General features: G+C 61.5%; 15 protein-coding genes. 10 read left to right on the top strand and 5 right to left on the bottom strand.

The annotated features are described in order from the left end of the window. Nucleotides 1–4 precede the first annotated feature (4 nt). The 9 genes from mrdA (at nt 5) to AB4N92_RS08620 (ending at nt 9,519) form a co-directional block, all read left to right on the top strand. Entirely contained in the window at nt 5–1,903 is a 1,899-nt protein-coding gene (mrdA, locus tag AB4N92_RS08660) for a penicillin-binding protein 2 (RefSeq protein ID WP_021492969.1), read from the top strand. A gap of 31 nt (nt 1,904–1,934) precedes the next feature. Next, on the top strand, nt 1,935–3,038 hold the full coding sequence (gene rodA / locus AB4N92_RS08655) for a rod shape-determining protein RodA (protein WP_042570827.1): 1,104 nt from the start codon (nt 1,935–1,937) through the stop codon (nt 3,036–3,038). 17 nt (nt 3,039–3,055) lie between these two features. Then, on the top strand, nt 3,056–4,066 hold the full coding sequence (gene mltB / locus AB4N92_RS08650; RefSeq protein WP_236266951.1) for a lytic murein transglycosylase B: 1,011 nt from the start codon (nt 3,056–3,058) through the stop codon (nt 4,064–4,066). Further along, nucleotides 4,066–5,070 (top strand): septal ring lytic transglycosylase RlpA family protein, encoded by a 1,005-nt coding sequence (locus tag AB4N92_RS08645; protein ID WP_010206787.1) that lies wholly within the window; start codon nt 4,066–4,068, stop codon nt 5,068–5,070. Before mltB ends, AB4N92_RS08645 begins: the two co-directional genes overlap by 1 nt. Nucleotides 5,071–5,251: 181 nt before the next feature. Further along, nucleotides 5,252–6,409: a D-alanyl-D-alanine carboxypeptidase family protein gene (locus AB4N92_RS08640; RefSeq protein WP_010206786.1), complete on the top strand. Its 1,158-nt coding sequence runs from the start codon at nt 5,252–5,254 to the stop codon at nt 6,407–6,409. An 84-nt stretch (nt 6,410–6,493) separates the two neighbouring features. Beyond that, entirely contained in the window at nt 6,494–6,769 is a 276-nt protein-coding gene (locus tag AB4N92_RS08635; protein WP_010206784.1) for a DUF493 domain-containing protein, read from the top strand. After that, the gene (lipB, locus tag AB4N92_RS08630; RefSeq protein WP_010206783.1) at nt 6,769–7,416 is read left to right on the top strand and encodes a lipoyl(octanoyl) transferase LipB; all 648 of its coding nucleotides are present in this window, start codon (nt 6,769–6,771) and stop codon (nt 7,414–7,416) included. Before AB4N92_RS08635 ends, lipB begins: the two co-directional genes overlap by 1 nt. Before the next feature lie 26 nt (nt 7,417–7,442). Continuing rightward, nucleotides 7,443–8,444 (top strand): lipoyl synthase, encoded by a 1,002-nt coding sequence (gene lipA / locus AB4N92_RS08625; RefSeq protein WP_162098517.1) that lies wholly within the window; start codon nt 7,443–7,445, stop codon nt 8,442–8,444. Between the two features lie 154 nt (nt 8,445–8,598). Further along, the gene (locus AB4N92_RS08620; protein ID WP_236266952.1) at nt 8,599–9,519 is read left to right on the top strand and encodes a S66 peptidase family protein; all 921 of its coding nucleotides are present in this window, start codon (nt 8,599–8,601) and stop codon (nt 9,517–9,519) included. Between the two features lie 130 nt (nt 9,520–9,649). Here AB4N92_RS08620 and AB4N92_RS08615 read toward each other — a convergent pair whose 3' ends face one another. The 5 genes from AB4N92_RS08615 to leuS form a co-directional block, all read right to left on the bottom strand. Further along, entirely contained in the window at nt 9,650–10,975 is a 1,326-nt protein-coding gene (locus AB4N92_RS08615; protein ID WP_010206779.1) for a lytic murein transglycosylase, read from the bottom strand. Nucleotides 10,976–11,036: 61 nt separating this feature from the next. Next, the gene (gene arfA / locus AB4N92_RS08610) at nt 11,037–11,201 is read right to left on the bottom strand and encodes an alternative ribosome rescue factor ArfA (RefSeq protein ID WP_003176285.1); all 165 of its coding nucleotides are present in this window, start codon (nt 11,199–11,201) and stop codon (nt 11,037–11,039) included. Between the two features lie 228 nt (nt 11,202–11,429). Then, entirely contained in the window at nt 11,430–12,467 is a 1,038-nt protein-coding gene (gene holA, locus AB4N92_RS08605) for a DNA polymerase III subunit delta (protein WP_042571616.1), read from the bottom strand. A 39-nt stretch (nt 12,468–12,506) separates the two neighbouring features. Then, on the bottom strand, nt 12,507–13,112 hold the full coding sequence (locus AB4N92_RS08600) for an LPS-assembly lipoprotein LptE (RefSeq protein WP_010206777.1): 606 nt from the start codon (nt 13,110–13,112) through the stop codon (nt 12,507–12,509). An 88-nt stretch (nt 13,113–13,200) separates the two neighbouring features. Next, nucleotides 13,201–15,807 carry a leucine--tRNA ligase gene (gene leuS, locus AB4N92_RS08595; RefSeq protein ID WP_236266953.1) on the bottom strand — a complete coding sequence of 869 codons (2,607 nt, stop codon included), beginning with the start codon at nt 15,805–15,807 and terminating at the stop codon, nt 13,201–13,203. 262 nt (nt 15,808–16,069) lie between these two features. Between leuS and AB4N92_RS08590 the strand changes: the two genes are divergently transcribed. After that, a complete protein-coding gene (locus tag AB4N92_RS08590; RefSeq protein ID WP_021492967.1) occupies nt 16,070–16,387 on the top strand; it encodes a hypothetical protein in 318 nt (105 codons plus the stop codon). Nucleotides 16,388–16,424: the final 37 nt, after the last annotated feature.

Here is a 16,424-nt window from a genome sequence, read left to right as displayed (position 1 = left end):
CCCGATGACCCAGCCGATCCGCATCAAGGACCACGAGAAAGACGCACGTCTTGTACGCTCGCGTGTGGTGTTTGGCGCAATCATGGTGGTGGCGTTATTGGGTGTGCTGATCGCGCGCCTGTATTTCCTGCAGGTGATCCAGTACGACTATCACTCCACCTTGTCGGAAAACAACCGGGTGCATGTGCAGCCGATCCCGCCGACCCGCGGGCTGATCTTCGACCGCAATGGCGTGGTAGTGGCGGATAACCGGCCCAGCTTCAGTCTGAGCATGACCCGTGAGCGCTCCGGTGACTGGCAGCAGATCCTCGATGTGATCGTCGAGGTGCTGCAGCTGACGCCGGAAGACCGGGCGATCTTCGAAAAACGCATGAAACAGGGGCGCCGGCCTTTCGAGCCGGTACCGATCCTGTTTGAGCTGACCGAAGAGCAGATCGCACGGATCGCGGTGAACCAATTCCGTTTGCCGGGTGTGGAAGTGGTGGCGCAGTTGGTGCGGCATTACCCGCAAGGGCCGCACTTTGCTCACTCTGTCGGTTACATGGGGCGAATCAACGAAAAAGAGCTGAAAACCCTCGATCCGGTCAATTACAGCGGCACCCACCATATCGGCAAGACCGGCATCGAGCGTTTCTACGAGCCCGAGCTGCACGGCCAAGTGGGTTACGAAGAAGTCGAGACCAACGCCCGTGGCCGCGTGCTGCGGGTGCTCAAACGCACCGATCCGGTGCCCGGCAAGGACATCGTGCTGAGCCTGGACATCAAATTGCAGGAAGCGGCGGAGATGGCCTTGGGCGGTCGTCGCGGCGCGGTGGTTGCCCTGGATCCGAAGACCGGCGAAGTGCTGGCGATGGTCAGCCAGCCAAGCTTTGACCCCAACCTGTTCGTGACCGGCATCAGCTTCAAGGCTTACGCCGAGTTGCGTGACTCCATTGACCGGCCACTGTTCAACCGCGTACTGCGCGGTCTGTACCCGCCGGGGTCGACGATCAAGCCGGCGGTGGCGATTGCCGGTCTGGACGCGGGGGTGGTCACGGCCTCCAGCCGGGTGTTCGACCCGGGCTACTACATGCTGCCCAACTACGATCATAAATACCGTAACTGGAACCGCACCGGTGACGGCTATGTCGACCTGGACACCGCGATCATGCGCTCCAACGACACCTATTTTTACGACCTGGCGCATAAGCTGGGCATCGACCGCTTGTCCGCCTACATGGGCAAGTTCGGCCTCGGCCAGAAGGTCTCCCTGGACATGTTCGAGGAATCCCCCGGCTTGATGCCGTCGCGGGAGTGGAAACGAGCGACCCGTCGCCAGGCGTGGTTCCCGGGTGAAACCCTGATTCTTGGCATTGGCCAGGGCTATATGCAGGCCACGCCGCTGCAACTGGCCCAGGCCACGGCACTGGTGGCGAACAAAGGTATCTGGAACCGTCCGCACCTGGCCAAGACCATCGAAGGCGAAAAGCCGGTGGATGACAACCCGATCCCGGACATTGTGCTGCGCGATGCGTCGGACTGGACCAAGGTCAACCACGGCATGCAGCAAGTCATGCACGGCGCCCGTGGCACCGCACGCAAGGCGGCGGTTGGCGCGCAATACCGCATCGCCGGCAAGAGCGGTACCGCTCAGGTGGTGGCGATCAAGCAGGGTGAAAAATACGACCGCACCAAGGTCCAGGAGCGCCACCGTGACCACGCCTTGTTTGTCGGCTTTGCCCCGGCGGACGACCCGAAAATCGTGGTGGCGGTGATGGTCGAGAACGGCGAGTCCGGTTCCGGCGTCGCTGCGCCCGTGGTGCGCCAAGTGATGGACGCCTGGCTGTTGGCCGACGACGGCAGGCTCAAGCCCGAATATGGCGGCCCCCCTTCAAGCACCGAGGTTACGGCCCGTGAAGAGTAATTTTGACCGCATCCTCTCCAGTGAGGATGTGATGCGTCGCCGTGCGACGTTGCTGCAGCGCATGCACATTGATGGCCCGTTGCTGATCCTGCTGCTGACCCTGGCGGCCGGCAGTCTGTTCGTGCTGTATTCGGCCAGTGGCAAGAACTGGGACCTGCTGATCAAACAGGCGTCGTCGTTCGGCCTGGGGTTGTTGTCGATGGTGGTGATCGCCCAGCTTGAGCCGCGCTTCATGGCGCGATGGGTGCCACTCGGTTATGTCGCTGGCGTGCTGCTGCTGGTGGTGGTGGACGTGATGGGCCACAACGCCATGGGGGCGACCCGCTGGATCAACATCCCGGGGGTGATTCGCTTCCAGCCGTCGGAATTCATGAAGATTCTGATGCCGGCGACCATCGCCTGGTACCTGTCCAAGCGCACCTTGCCGCCGCAGCTCAAGCACGTGGGAATCAGCCTGATTCTGATCGGGGTGCCGTTCATCCTGATCGTGCGCCAGCCTGACCTTGGCACCTCGCTGCTGATCCTGGCGGGCGGTGCGTTCGTGCTGTTCATGGGCGGATTGCGCTGGCGCTGGATCCTCAGCGTGCTGGCCGCCGCCGTGCCCGTGGCCGTGGCCATGTGGTTCTTTTTTATGCACGACTACCAGAAGCAGCGGATCCTGACGTTCCTCGACCCCGAAAGCGACCCGTTGGGCACGGGCTGGAACATTATTCAGTCGAAGGCCGCCATCGGTTCCGGCGGAGTATTTGGCAAGGGTTGGTTACTGGGCACCCAGTCGCACCTGGACTTTTTGCCCGAGAGCCACACCGACTTCATCATTGCGGTGATGGGCGAAGAGTTCGGCCTGGTGGGCATATGCGCGCTGTTGCTGATCTATTTGCTGTTGATTGGTCGCGGCCTGGTGATCACCGCGCAGGCGCAGACGCTGTTCGGCAAATTGCTGGCCGGTGCCTTGACCATGACTTTTTTTGTTTACGTTTTCGTCAACATCGGTATGGTCAGTGGCCTGTTGCCGGTGGTTGGGGTGCCGTTGCCGTTCATTAGCTACGGCGGAACTTCGCTGGTGACATTGCTGTCAGCGTTTGGGGTTTTGATGTCGATTCATACGCATCGTAAATGGATCGCGCAGGTTTGAATAAGGTGAAGATGTCAATGCAAGTAATGCGCGGCTGGGCGACTCGGCACGCGTCCTGGATGGGCCTGATTGGGCTGCTGGGCGCAACGCAAGAGGCGCAGGCCGGTGACTACGATGGTTCACCCCAGGTCGCCGAGTTTGTCGGTGAAATGACCCGCGACTATGGTTTCGCCGGTGAACAACTGATGGGCGTGTTCCGCGAAGCCCAGAAGAAGCAGGCGATCCTCGACGCCATCTCTCGCCCAGCCGAACGCGTGAAACAGTGGAAGGAATACCGCCCGATGTTCCTCACCGACGCCCGCGTGGCGCGGGGTGTGGACTTCTGGCGCCAGCACGAGGCGGTACTGGCCCGCGCCGAGCAGGAATACGGCGTGCCGGCCCAGGTGATTGTCTCGATCATTGGTATCGAAACGTTTTACGGGCGCAATACCGGCAGTTACCGGGTGATCGACGCCTTGTCGACCCTGGGCTTTGATTACCCGCCGCGCGCTGACTTCTTCCGCAAGGAGCTGCGTGAATTCCTGCTGCTGGCGCGCGAAGAACAGGTCGACCCGCTGACCCTCAAGGGTTCCTACGCCGGGGCGATGGGCTTGCCGCAGTTCATGCCGAGCAGTTTCCGCGCCTATGCGGTGGATTTTGACGGCGACGGGCATATCAATATCTGGAGCAACCCCGACGACGTCATCGGCAGCGTGGCCAGCTACTTCAAGCGCCATGGCTGGGTCGCTGGCGAGCCGGTGGTGATCCGCGCCGACGTCACCGGGGACCGTGCCGATGAAGGCCTGACCCAGGGCATCGAGCCCGCCAAGACGGTCGGGGAGTTGCGGGCGCTGGGCTGGTCGAGTCAGAATGCGCTGCCTGATGATATGCCGGTCACCGCGTTCCGCCTCGAAGGCGAAAACGGTCCGGAATACTGGATGGGCCTGAAGAATTTCTACGCAATCACGCGTTATAACCGCAGTGTGATGTACGCCATGGCCGTGCATCAGCTGTCAGACATGCTGGTCCAAGCACGGGGCAACAAGTAATGCGGGCATCGCCGTTCTATCAACCGCTCAAGCTGGTGGCGTTCGCCGCGTTGTCCCTGCTGGTCGTCAGTTGTTCCACCACCAACAGCCGCGCGCCGGCGCAGAAGTCCGGCGGCGCAGTCGTCCGTGCCCAGCCAGGCCTGGACATCAACCGCGCGCACAAAGACGGCGCGCCGTGGTGGGACGTCGACGTGTCAAAGATCCCGGATGCCACGCCAACTCTGCACACTGGCCCGTACAAGGCCAACCCCTATACCGTGCTGGGCAAGAGCTACTTCCCGCTGCAGGAGTCCAAGACCTACGTGCAATCGGGCACGGCGTCCTGGTATGGCACCAAATTCCACGGCCAGAACACCGCCAACGGCGAAGTGTATGACCTGTACGGCATGAGCGCGGCCCACAAGACGTTGCCGCTGCCCAGCTATGTGCGGGTGACCAACCTGGACAACAACCGCACGGTGATCCTGCGGGTCAACGATCGTGGGCCGTTCTATTCGGACCGCATCATCGACTTGTCCTACGCCGCCGCGAAGAAACTCGGTTACGCCGAAACCGGCACCGCGCGCGTCAAGGTCGAAGGCATTGACCCGGCCCAGTACTGGGCCCAGCGTGGCAAGCCGGCGCCGTTGATGCTCAACGAGCCGCAAACCCAACAGCCGCAAGTGACGGCCTCCACGGGCAAGATCGAGCAGTGGACGCCGCCGCCGGCACAGCACGCGCCTGATACCGTGGTCGTACCCCATGCGGCGCCTGGCGCATCCATGGCCGGCGGGCAATACCTGCAGGTGGGTGCTTTCGCCAACCCGGATGCGGCAGAACTGTTAAGGTCCAAGCTCAGTGGTATGGTCAACGCGCCGGTGTTTATCAGCTCCATCGTGCGTAACCAGCAGACATTGCACCGTGTACGCATGGGCCCGATCGGCTCGCCGAGCGAAGTCGCTCACGTACAGAACAGCGTACGCATGGCCAACCTGGGGCAACCCAGCGTGGTCACTTCAGAATAAGTAAGCATTGATGGTTCAGGCTCGTGCGCGGGCTCGAACCCTGGTTGTTGGCTCGTTGAACAATAAAAACCCAGGGGCAAGGGGTGAGCGGGCAACCGAACACGCGACAGTCTGGCAACGGGCTGTCTGATATAAGTTTTGCCCGCGAGGGCAAGTTTCCATAAGCAATTTCGAGAGACGGATGAACATCACCACCTTAGCCAAACGCACGTGCCTGCTTCTTTCGCTGATCATCACCCCGGCCGCTTGGGCCGTTGAAATGGTGCCGGCTTCCCCGCAACTGGCCGCCAAGTCCTGGGTCCTCATGGATGCCGCCAGTGGCAACGTGCTGGTCGAGAGCAACGGTGACCAGCGCCTGCCGCCGGCCAGCCTGACCAAACTGATGACCGCCTACATCGCGACCCTGGAAATCCGTCGCGGCCAGATCGGCGAGAACGACCCGGTCACCGTCAGCGAAAACGCCTGGCGTACCGGCGGTTCGCGGATGTTCATCAAGGTTGGCTCGCAGGTCACCGTGAGCGACCTGCTGCACGGCATCATCATCCAGTCCGGTAACGACGCCAGCGTCGCCCTGGCCGAGCACATCGCCGGCAGCGAAGACGCGTTCGCCGACATGATGAACAAAACCGTGGCCGACCTGGGCATGACCAACAGCCACTTCATGAACCCGACCGGCCTGCCGAACCCAGAGCACTACTCGTCGGCTCACGACATGGCGATCCTGGCGCGCGCGATCATCCGCGTCGACCCGGTGCACTACGCGATCTACTCCCAGAAGGAATTCTTCTGGAACAACATCAAGCAGCCTAACCGCAACCTGTTGCTGTGGCGCGACAAGACCGTCGATGGCCTGAAAACCGGCCACACCGACGAAGCCGGCTACTGCATGGTGTCGTCTGCTGTCCGTGACGGCCAACGCTTGATCGCCGTGGTCTTCGGTACCAACAGCGAGCAGGCCCGTGCGGCCGAGACGCAAAAGCTGCTGACCTACGGTTTCCGTTTCTTCGAAACCCAGACTTTCTACCAGAAGGGTGCTGAGCTGGCGACCGCGCCAGTGTGGAAAGGCGCGACCTCCCAGGTCAAAGCCGGCCTGGCCGACGACCTGACCCTGACCATGCCTAAAGGCCAGCTGAAAAAGCTTGCGGCCAGCATGACCATGAACCCGCAATTGGTTGCCCCAATCGCCAAGGGTGATGTGATCGGCAAGGTCGAAGTCAAGCTGGACGACAAAGTGGTGCACAGCGCCGACCTGATCGCCCTGGACGCCGTCGACGAAGGTGGTATCTTCCGCCGCGTCTGGGATAGCATCCGTCTATTCTTCTACAGCTTGTTCAACTGATAGTGTGCACCTGCAAAGCCCCGCGTTGATCCGACGCGGGGCTTTGCCCGTCGCCACGGCTTACGCTTACGAGGCCGTTACGCCATGACCGATAAAGAAGTAAAGGCGCCAAAGATCGAATTCCCGGTGGTGGACTATCCCATCAAGGTGATCAGCGATACCGGTGTCGGCCGTAAAGACCTGATCCTTGAGATCGTGCGTAAACACGCAACGATCAACGATCAGCGCGTGGACGAACGATCCAGTTCAACCGGCAAATACACCACGATCCAGTTGCACATCGTTGCGATCGATCAAGACCAGCTCTACAACATCAACAGCGAACTGCGGGCCACGGGCTTCGTGCACATGGTGTTGTGATGTCTCACGTCCTGGGCTTTCGCGAGCTCGGCCGGATGGACTACGAGCCCGTCTGGCACGCCATGCAGCGGTTCACCAACGAGCGCGGCACGTCGGCACCCGATGAAATCTGGTTGGTGGAACACCCGCCGGTCTTCACCCAGGGGCAGGCCGGCAAGGCCGAGCATCTGTTGCTGCCGGGTGATATTCCGGTGGTGCAGGTCGACCGAGGGGGGCAAGTGACTTACCATGGTCCGGGTCAACTGGTGGCGTATCTGCTGCTGGACGTTCGCAAGCTTGGGTTCGGCGTACGTGACTTGGTAAGCCGTATGGAGGCTTGCCTGATCGAGCTGTTGGCCAGTTACGGCGTGAGCGCCGCGGCCAAGCCCGATGCACCCGGTGTGTACGTGGACGGCGCGAAAATCGCCTCCCTCGGTTTACGCATTCGCCACGGTTGTTCCTTTCATGGCCTGGCCCTGAATGTGGACATGGACCTGGCACCGTTCCGGCGCATCAACCCGTGTGGCTATGCCGGGTTGGCGATGACGCAACTGAGCGACCATGCCACACCGATTAAATTTGCCGAGGTAAGTGCCCGGCTGCGTGCGCAGCTCGTCAAACACCTCGACTATGCTGAGCAGACGACCCTTACGGGCGGAATCGACTGATTATGACTACTGATGCAGTGCAAACCATGATCCCGACGGTGGACGTTACCGAACGTCCGGCCCCGGCCCCGCGTGCCAAGGTGGAAGCCGGCGTCAAGCTGCGCGGCGCCGAGAAGGTTGCACGCATCCCGGTGAAGATCATTCCGACCACCGAACTGCCGAAGAAGCCTGACTGGATCCGCGTGCGCATCCCGGTTTCGCCGGAAGTCGACCGTATCAAGGCCTTGCTGCGCAAACACAAGCTGCACAGCGTGTGCGAAGAAGCGTCCTGCCCGAACCTGGGCGAGTGCTTCTCCGGCGGCACCGCCACCTTCATGATCATGGGTGACATCTGCACCCGTCGTTGCCCGTTCTGCGACGTGGGCCACGGCCGTCCGAAGCCATTGGACGTCAACGAGCCGGAAAGCCTGGCCATCGCCATCGCCGACCTGAAACTCAAGTACGTGGTAATCACCTCGGTTGACCGCGACGACCTGCGTGACGGCGGTGCCCAGCACTTTGCCGACTGCATCCGCGAGATTCGCAAGCTGTCGCCGAACGTGATGCTCGAAACCCTGGTGCCGGACTACCGTGGTCGCATGGAGGTCGCGTTGGAAATCACCGCCGCCGAGCCACCGGATGTGTTCAACCACAACCTGGAAACCGTGCCACGCCTGTACAAGGCGGCGCGTCCGGGGTCGGACTACCAGTGGTCGCTGACCCTGCTGCAGAAATTCAAGCAGATGATGCCGCACATCCCAACCAAATCCGGCCTGATGCTGGGCCTGGGCGAGACCGACGAAGAAGTCATCGAAGTCATGAAGCGCATGCGCGAACACGACATCGACATGCTGACCCTGGGCCAGTACCTGCAACCGTCCCGCAGCCACTTGCCGGTGCAGCGTTTCGTGCACCCTGACACCTTCGCCTGGTTCGCCGAGGAAGGTTACAAGATGGGCTTCAAGAACGTGGCGTCGGGGCCGTTGGTACGTTCCTCGTATCACGCTGATGAACAGGCCAAGCTGGTCAAGGCTAGCCTGGTTTCCTGATCGGGGTTCAGGCCCAGTGTGGGAGGGGGCTTATGTGGGAGGGGGCTTGCCCCCGATTGCGGTATGTCAGTCGCTACATGTGCTTGCTGATCCACCGCTATCGGGGGCAAGCCCCTCCCACATTTCGCTCCGCGTTAGTTAGGGAGAGTTGTGTATGACCGCCGCCGTTCCTGCCCTTCGTAGCGAAGGCACCATCGCCCTGATCGCCCCCGCCGGCCCCGCCATCCTGGACGTCGAAAAAGCCGGCCAATGGATGCGTACTCGCGGCTACGACCTGCGGATCTTCCCCGGCGTCTATGAACGCGATGGCTACCTCGCCGGCAGCGATAAAACCCGCCTCAACGACCTTCACAACGCCTTTGCCAACCCCGATATCGACGCCATCTTCTGCCTGCGTGGCGGTTACGGCACGCCACGCCTGCTCGACAGCCTGGACTTCGACCTGTTGTGCGCCAACCCCAAGCCATTCGTAGGCTACAGCGATATAACCGCTCTGCACCTGGCAATCAGCCGCTACGCCGGTTTTGTGACCTTCCACGGGCCGATGCTCAACGCCGACCTGTTGGGTGACAAGCAGCAACCTACCGAGTCTTCATTGTTCAGCATGCTGCGCGGCCAATTGGGCGCTGGCAGCGTGCTGGCGCACCCGGCAGCTTACCCGCTGACCACCCTCGAACCTGGCATTGCCTGTGGGCGCTTGCTGGGTGGCAACCTGTCGATGATCGCGGCGGTCATGGGCACGCCCTTCGAGATCGACGCAGAAGGCATCATCCTGCTGATCGAGGACGTCAACGAGCCGATCTACCGCATTGACCGCCTGCTGACGCACCTGCGTTTGGCGGGCAAGCTGGCGCAGGTTGCCGGTGTGCTGGTCGGGGATGTGGCGGGGGTGGACGGTGCCGCGCTGGAGCGCCTACTCAAGCAGACCTTCGAACCCTTGCGCATTCCGGTGCTGTCAGGCTGGCGCAGCGGGCATTGTGATCCGAATCTGACGCTGCCGATGGGCGCGTTGGTCAGGCTGGATGCGGGGGAGAAGAGGGTGGTGTTGGAGCAGGATGTGGTGTTCAAGGCCTGAGCTTGTTGTCGCCTAACAAACCGCCTTCGCGAGCAAGCCCGCTCCCACATTTGTCAGCATTCCAAAGTTGGAACTCGGTCAAATGTGGGAGCGGGCTTGCTCGCGAAAGCGGTGGCAGCCATAAGCCGATCTAGCGGTTCTGCAACGATTCCAGCAGCTTCACCGTCGGATAGCCATCCGCCGGCCAGCCCAGCGCTTGCTGCGCTGCACGGATCGCCTTGCGCGTATTGGCGCCGATAATGCCGTCCGGGTTGCCCGCGTCATAGCCATTGGCACTCAAGGCTGTCTGCAGGTCGATACGCTGCGAGCGGCTCAACGGCAGCTCATCCTTCGGCCAATCGCCACGAATCACGCCACCGCCCGCGAAGCGTTCCGACAGCAGGCCAACCGCCAATGCGTAGGACGACGAGTTGTTGTACTTGAGGATTGCACGGAAGTTATCCAGCACCAGGAAGGCCGGACCACGGTAACCGGCCGGCAATAGCAAGGCAGCGGACAGTTGGTCAACGTTCGGCGGCAGGGTTGCGCCCGGCGGCAGTTGGATGCCCAGTTTCAGCCATTCAGCAACTGTCTTGCGGATGCCGCCATCGGCCAGTGCGTAATCGAAATTCGCCGGCAGTTGTTTCACCTCGAAGCCCCACGGCTGGCCCTTCTGCCAGCCGGAGCTTTGCAGGTAGTGCGCGGTAGAGGCGAGGGCGTCGGCCGGGCTGTTCCAGATATCGCGGCGACCGTCGCCATCGAAGTCCACGGCGTGGGTGTTGTAGGTGGTCGGGATGAATTGGGTCTGGCCCATGGCGCCGGCCCAGGAGCCTTTCATCTGGTCGGCCTGGATATCGCCATGCTGGATGATCTGCAACGCGGCCAGCAATTGCGCCTGGGCGAATGCTGGGCGACGGCCTTCATAGGCCAGGGTCGCGAGTGAGCGGATCACTGAGTTATTGCCCTGGAACTGGCCGAAGTTGCTCTCCATCCCCCATACCGACACCAATGCCTGGCGGTCGACGCCATAGCGTTGTTCGATGCTTTGCAGGATGTCGGCGTACTTGATCAACAGCGACTGGCCGTTACGTACGCGCAGTGGCGAGAGGGCGCCATCGAGGTACTCCCACACCGGGCGGGAAAATTCAGGCTGGCTGCGATCGGCCCGGATCACCGCCATGTCCGGGGTGACATTGGCGAAGGCGTTGTCGAACACGGCAGCGGTGATGCCGGCCTGCAGGGCTTGCACACGAAAGCCCGCCTGCCATTCGGCGAAGGTCTGGGTCGGTTGGATGTCCAGATTGTCCACGGCCAGCGGGGCCACGACAGCGGGCGCTACCACGGGGGCGGTCTGGAGTTTGGGCAGGGGTTGAGCGTCGGCGGCGGTCGGTTTTTCCGCGCAGGCGACGAGCAGAATGAGGCTGGAGGCAGCGATCAATTGGCGAAGGTGCCAACGATGGGAAAGACTAGAGGGCATGCACAGGTCCAGGGATTACAAATCAGGTGCAGACCTTATCATGTCAGAGGGGCGCTTGCCTTCAGGCAGCCAGAAAGTAAGAAGCCTCCCAGCTATTAGACTGGAAGGCTTCGCGGCGGTAGCTGCCTTTGCCCTTGCCGGCGCGTTCCTGACGGCTGCGGAACAGTGGCTGGGCGATGATGGATTTGGCCTTGTTGGGGCCATGCTTGGATGGCTTTTTGCTCATGGACGGTACTCTCGTCAGGTGGGATGAAGCGGTGCAAATCATCTGCCGAAGTCGGGCCGCTGTAAAGCCCGGCGATGTGTAGGTGTTTTCGTAAGCTGAAGTAAGCGCGGTGAATGTGGGGGCTGGCTTGCCTGCGATAGCATCAGCTCGATGCCTCTGAAAAAACGAGGTGCCTGCATCGCGGGCAAGCTCGGCTCCCACAGGGGAACGTGGTGTTTCAAGAGGGTGTTATTCGGCGGGGAGGGTCAAGCGCTGGCCGGCCATCAACAGCGACAAACGGCTCAGGCTCATCCATGGCGAACCGGCCGCCTGGCCCTTGATCTGTGCGTCGATGCGCTGCGCTTCCAGCAAGAGTTGCGCCCAGCGTTGCGCCGAGTGCCGCTGCAGCGCTTTGCTCATCAGCGGTTTGCGCTTGTCCCATACCGGCGGCCGGGCTTGGCTGAAGGCCTTGTCCAGCGGCGTGCCCTGGCTGTATTGCAGGGCAATATTGGCCAGTACGCGCAGTTCACGGGCCAGGGCCCAGAGAATCACCGGTGGTTCCACCCCTTCGCCACGCAGGCCTTCGAGCATGCGCAGGGCGTGGGCGGGTTCGCCATTAAGGATCGCGTCCACCAGTCCGAACACATCAAAGCGTGCGCTATCCGCCACGGCGCCCTGGACGGTCTCGACGGTAATCTGCCCGTCTTCGGCCATCAGCTTGAGCTTTTCGATCTCCTGGGCGGCGGCAAGCAAGTTGCCTTCGACCCGGGCGGCGATCAGCTCCACCGCGTCCTGGGTCGCCGACAGCCCCGATTGGGACAGGCGCTGGCGAATCCACTGCGGCAGCTGGTTGCTGTCCACTGGCCAGATCTGGATGAACTGGGTGTGCGCCCCTTCCACCAGGGCCTTGCCCCATTTGGTTTTCTGCGCACTGCCGTCGAGCTTGGGCAGGCTGATCAGCAGCACCGTGTCTTCGGCCGGGCGTGAGCAGTATTCCATCAAGGCGGCAGCGCCTTTGTCGCCCGGCTTGCCCGAAGGCAGGCGCAGTTCCAGCAGGCGTTTTTCGGCAAACAACGACATGCTTGCGCCAGCTTGCAGCAGCGTGCCCCAGTCGAAACTGGCGTCGGCGCTGAAGACCTGGCGTTCGTCGAAGCCTTGCTGGCGTGCCGCCATGCGGATGGCGTCGGCGGCTTCCTGGCACAGCAGCGGGTCATCGCCGCTGACGATATAGACAGGCGCAAGGCCACCTTGCAGGTGTTTGGCGAGTTGGGCGGGAGCGAGTTTCATAGGCAGGGCGAACGGGGCGTTTGGGGCGCCCCGTCTGGCTTACTCGACAGGTACTTCAACAGGCGATTGTTTCGGCGTGTTGTCTTCGTACTCTTTGGCGGCTTTCAGCGCATCAGCGTCGGCCTTGGCCTTGTTGTCAGCGGCCTGCTGCAGGGCTTCCAATTGCACTGGCGTCAGCAGTTGCAGGCGCAGGATCATGCGCTGGACCAGCTCACGACGCATTTCCTTGCGCACTTGGACGATTTCCGAGTCCGAGCCCACCAGGTTGTTGCCATCGTGGCTCACGACCTTCTGGACCTGGATCTTGTCACCCATCAATGGCAGATGGTCGCGGCCCTGGATTTGAAAGCTCAGTTCGGTGCTCAACTCGATGTCCGACGCACGGCCGGCGCTGGCGTAGCTCAGGTTGCGCTGGGTTTCTCTCTCATCAGCCAGGAACAGCTTGTAGGTCGCGCCGGTGTAAACGTGCACGCCGCTGTTTTCCAGAACCTGGCGCAACTGAATCACGGTGTCGCCGTAGGCATTGCGGGCGCTGACGTCCAGTTCCTTGATCGCCAGGTCGTTGGTGCCGGTGCCGCGCAGCTGGAAGCCGCAAGCGCTCAGCAGCACGGCAAGGCCCATTACCAGCAAATTGCGTTTGATCATTTTGTTGCTCCCCTTGAAACCATGTGGGCCTTATCGAGGCCCTGAAGGCTTTGTTCGACGCAGGGCTCAAGCCCTGCGCCCGATCCGATTAGCTAGCGACGATATTGACCAGTTTGCCAGGCACCACGATCACTTTGCGGATCGTCAGGCCTTCGGTAAAGCGCAGCACGTTTTCGTTGACGCGGGCAGCCGCTTCAACGTCTTCGCGGCTGGCGGTAGCCGGCATGTCGATCTGGCCACGCAATTTGCCGTTGACCTGGATCACCAGTTGCAGCGTGTCCTGTACCAGGGCGCTGTCATCCTGCACCGGCCAGCGTGCATCGATGACGGCTTCGCTGTGGCCCAGGCGGTTCCACAGGTCGTGGCTGATGTGCGGCGTGATCGGTGCCAGCAGCAGGGTGACCGTTTCCAGGCCTTCCTGTACCAGTGCACGATCCTGTTCGGTCGCTTGTGGTGCTTTTTCCAGCACGTTCATCAGCGTCATCACCTGGGCGATGGCGGTGTTGAACTTGTGGTTCTGGCCCACGTCCTGGCTGGCTTGCTTGATGGCCAGGTGGGTGCTGCGGCGAATCAGTTTCTGCTCGTCGCTCAAGGCGTTCACGTCCAGTTTGCCCGGCAGGCCCTGGCTGATGTGGGCGTGCGCCAGGCGCCAGACGCGCTTGAGGAAGCGGTGCGAACCTTCGACGCCGGAGTCGGACCATTCGGCGCTCATGTCGGGCGGCGAGGCGAACATCATGAACAGGCGGCAGGTGTCGGCGCCGAACTGATCGATCATCGACTGTGGGTCAACGCCGTTGTTCTTTGACTTGGCCATCTTCTCGGTGCCGCCGATTTCCACCGGCAGGCCGTCGGCGATCAGCTTGGCGCTGATGACCTTGGCTTTGCTGTCGCGCTCAAGCTCAACGTCGGCCGGGTTGAACCAGGTATAGGCGCCATTGGCTTCTCGGCGATAGTAAGTCTCGGCGACCACCATGCCCTGGGTCAGCAGGTTCTTGAACGGCTCATCGGAGCTCACCAGGCCTTCATCGCGCATCAGCTTGTGGAAGAAGCGCGCATACAGCAGGTGAAGGATGGCGTGTTCGATACCGCCGATGTACTGGTCAACCGGCAGCCAGTGATCGGCCGCGGATTTTTCCACCAGGCCACCCTCGTAGTGCGGCGAGGCGTAACGGGCGTAGTACCACGAGGACTCGACGAAGGTGTCCATGGTGTCGGTTTCACGCTTGGCAGGCTGGCCGCATTTCGGGCAGCTGCATTCGTAGAACTCGGGCATGCGCGCCAATGGCGAACCGGCGCCGTCCGGTACCACATCTTCCGGCAGGACCACCGGCAGTTGGTCTTCCGGTACTGGCACGTCGCCACAGCTTTCGCAGTGAATGATCGGGATCGGGCAGCCCCAGTAGCGCTGGCGGCTGATGCCCCAGTCACGCAGACGGAACTGGGTGCGCGAGGCACCGAGGTTTTTCTTGATCAGTGCAACTTCGATTGCATCGAAAGCGCCTTGGAAGTCCAGGCCGTCGAACTCGCCGGAATTGATCAGTTCACCGTGCTCGCCGTAGGCGTCTTGCCACGGGACCGGGTTGGTATCGCCCGAGCTGGTGCGCACCACGGATTTGATCGGCAGGTTGTATTTGGTGGCGAATTCGAAATCGCGCTCGTCGTGAGCCGGCACAGCCATTACTGCGCCATCGCCGTAGTGCATCAGCACGTAGTTGGCGACCCAGACCGGCAGCTTCTCGCCCGTCAGTGGGTGCTCGACGAACAGGCCGGTGGGCAGGCCTTTTTTCTCCTGGGTGGCAACGTCGGCTTCGGCCACACTGCCGCCTTTGCATTCGGCGATGAACGCCTGCAGCTCAGGGTTGTTCTGTGCGGCCTGGGTGGCCAGCGGGTGCTCGGCGGCCACGGCGACGTAAGTCGCGCCCATCAGGGTATCCGGACGGGTGGTGAAGACTTTGAGTGCGCCCGCTTCGCCGATCGAGTCGACGTTGTACGGGAACTGCACTTCCATGCCTTTCGACTTGCCGATCCAGTTGCGCTGCATGGTCTTGACCTGCTCAGGCCAGCCCGGCAGGTCGTCGAGGCTCGACAAGAGCTCATCCGCATAGGCGGTGATCTTGAAGTAGTACATCGGGATTTCGCGCTTTTCGATCAGCGCGCCGGAGCGCCAGCCGCGACCGTCGATCACCTGTTCGTTGGCCAGGACGGTCTGGTCGATCGGGTCCCAGTTCACGGTGCCGCTTTTTTTGTAGATCACGCCTTTTTCGAACAGGCGAGTGAACAGCCATTGTTCCCAGCGGTAGTAATCCGGCTTGCAGGTGGTCACTTCGCGGGACCAATCCACCGCCAGGCCCAGGCTGCGCAGCTGGGTTTTCATGTAGGCGATGTTTTCGTAGGTCCACTTGGCGGGCGCCACGTTGTTTTTCATCGCGGCGTTTTCCGCCGGCATGCCGAAGGCGTCCCAACCCATGGGTTGCAGGACGTTCTTGCCTTGCATGCGCTGGTAACGGGAAATCACGTCGCCGATGGTGTAGTTACGCACGTGCCCCATGTGTAGCTTGCCGCTGGGGTAAGGGAACATCGATAGGCAGTAGTAAGTCTCCTTGCCTGGCTGTTCACTGACTTCAAAGGACTTTTGCTCGTCCCAGAAGGTTTGGGCGGCATTTTCTATTTCACGGGGCTGATATTGTTCGTGCATGGCTACTTTTGAACTGAATAGGGGTGGCCTAATCCTCTTCGGTGCAACATTCAGGTTGATCGACACCAAAAAGCGGCGCGTCCGTGCCCAAACCCTGCGGGAAGTGGAGTTACAGGAAGCGCCGTAGCATACATGACCCCACTCTATCGAGGGAAACCCTGATTGCGCAGGCAGGGCCGTCTGTCGCGGCGCCAGGCAGGTGCAGCCATGGGGGCTACGCTGTTTATTGGGGAATGAGTCATATCTTCAATGAGGTGAGGGGATGGTTGAATCGCAGCGAATCGTAACGACACCGGATATCTACGAAGGACTGATCGACCGATTGGGTCGTGCATTGGATGCAGCGAGGACAGCGGGCCGATTGCGTGATGAACGGCCTGTTGAGTTGGAACTGCGTGGGCTTAGCCGCGCGGAGCTGGAACTGATCAATGCTTATCTGGACCGCAATGGGCGCAGTGCGCCTCCTTGGGTGGCAACCCCGCCCATCAAGGAGCCTACGCATTCAGCCAAGGTGGTGTGGCTCAAGGACTTGTCGGCCGGTCGTGGCGCGGAAAAACTCCGGTCCGCCCGCCACAAGTAGTTCACTCCCCCTGAACTGCATCATCGCTCTATGTCAC

The sequence above is a fragment of the Pseudomonas sp. S3_A09 genome, assembly GCF_054668065.1.
This window is presented reverse-complemented; position numbering and strand designations above follow the sequence as displayed.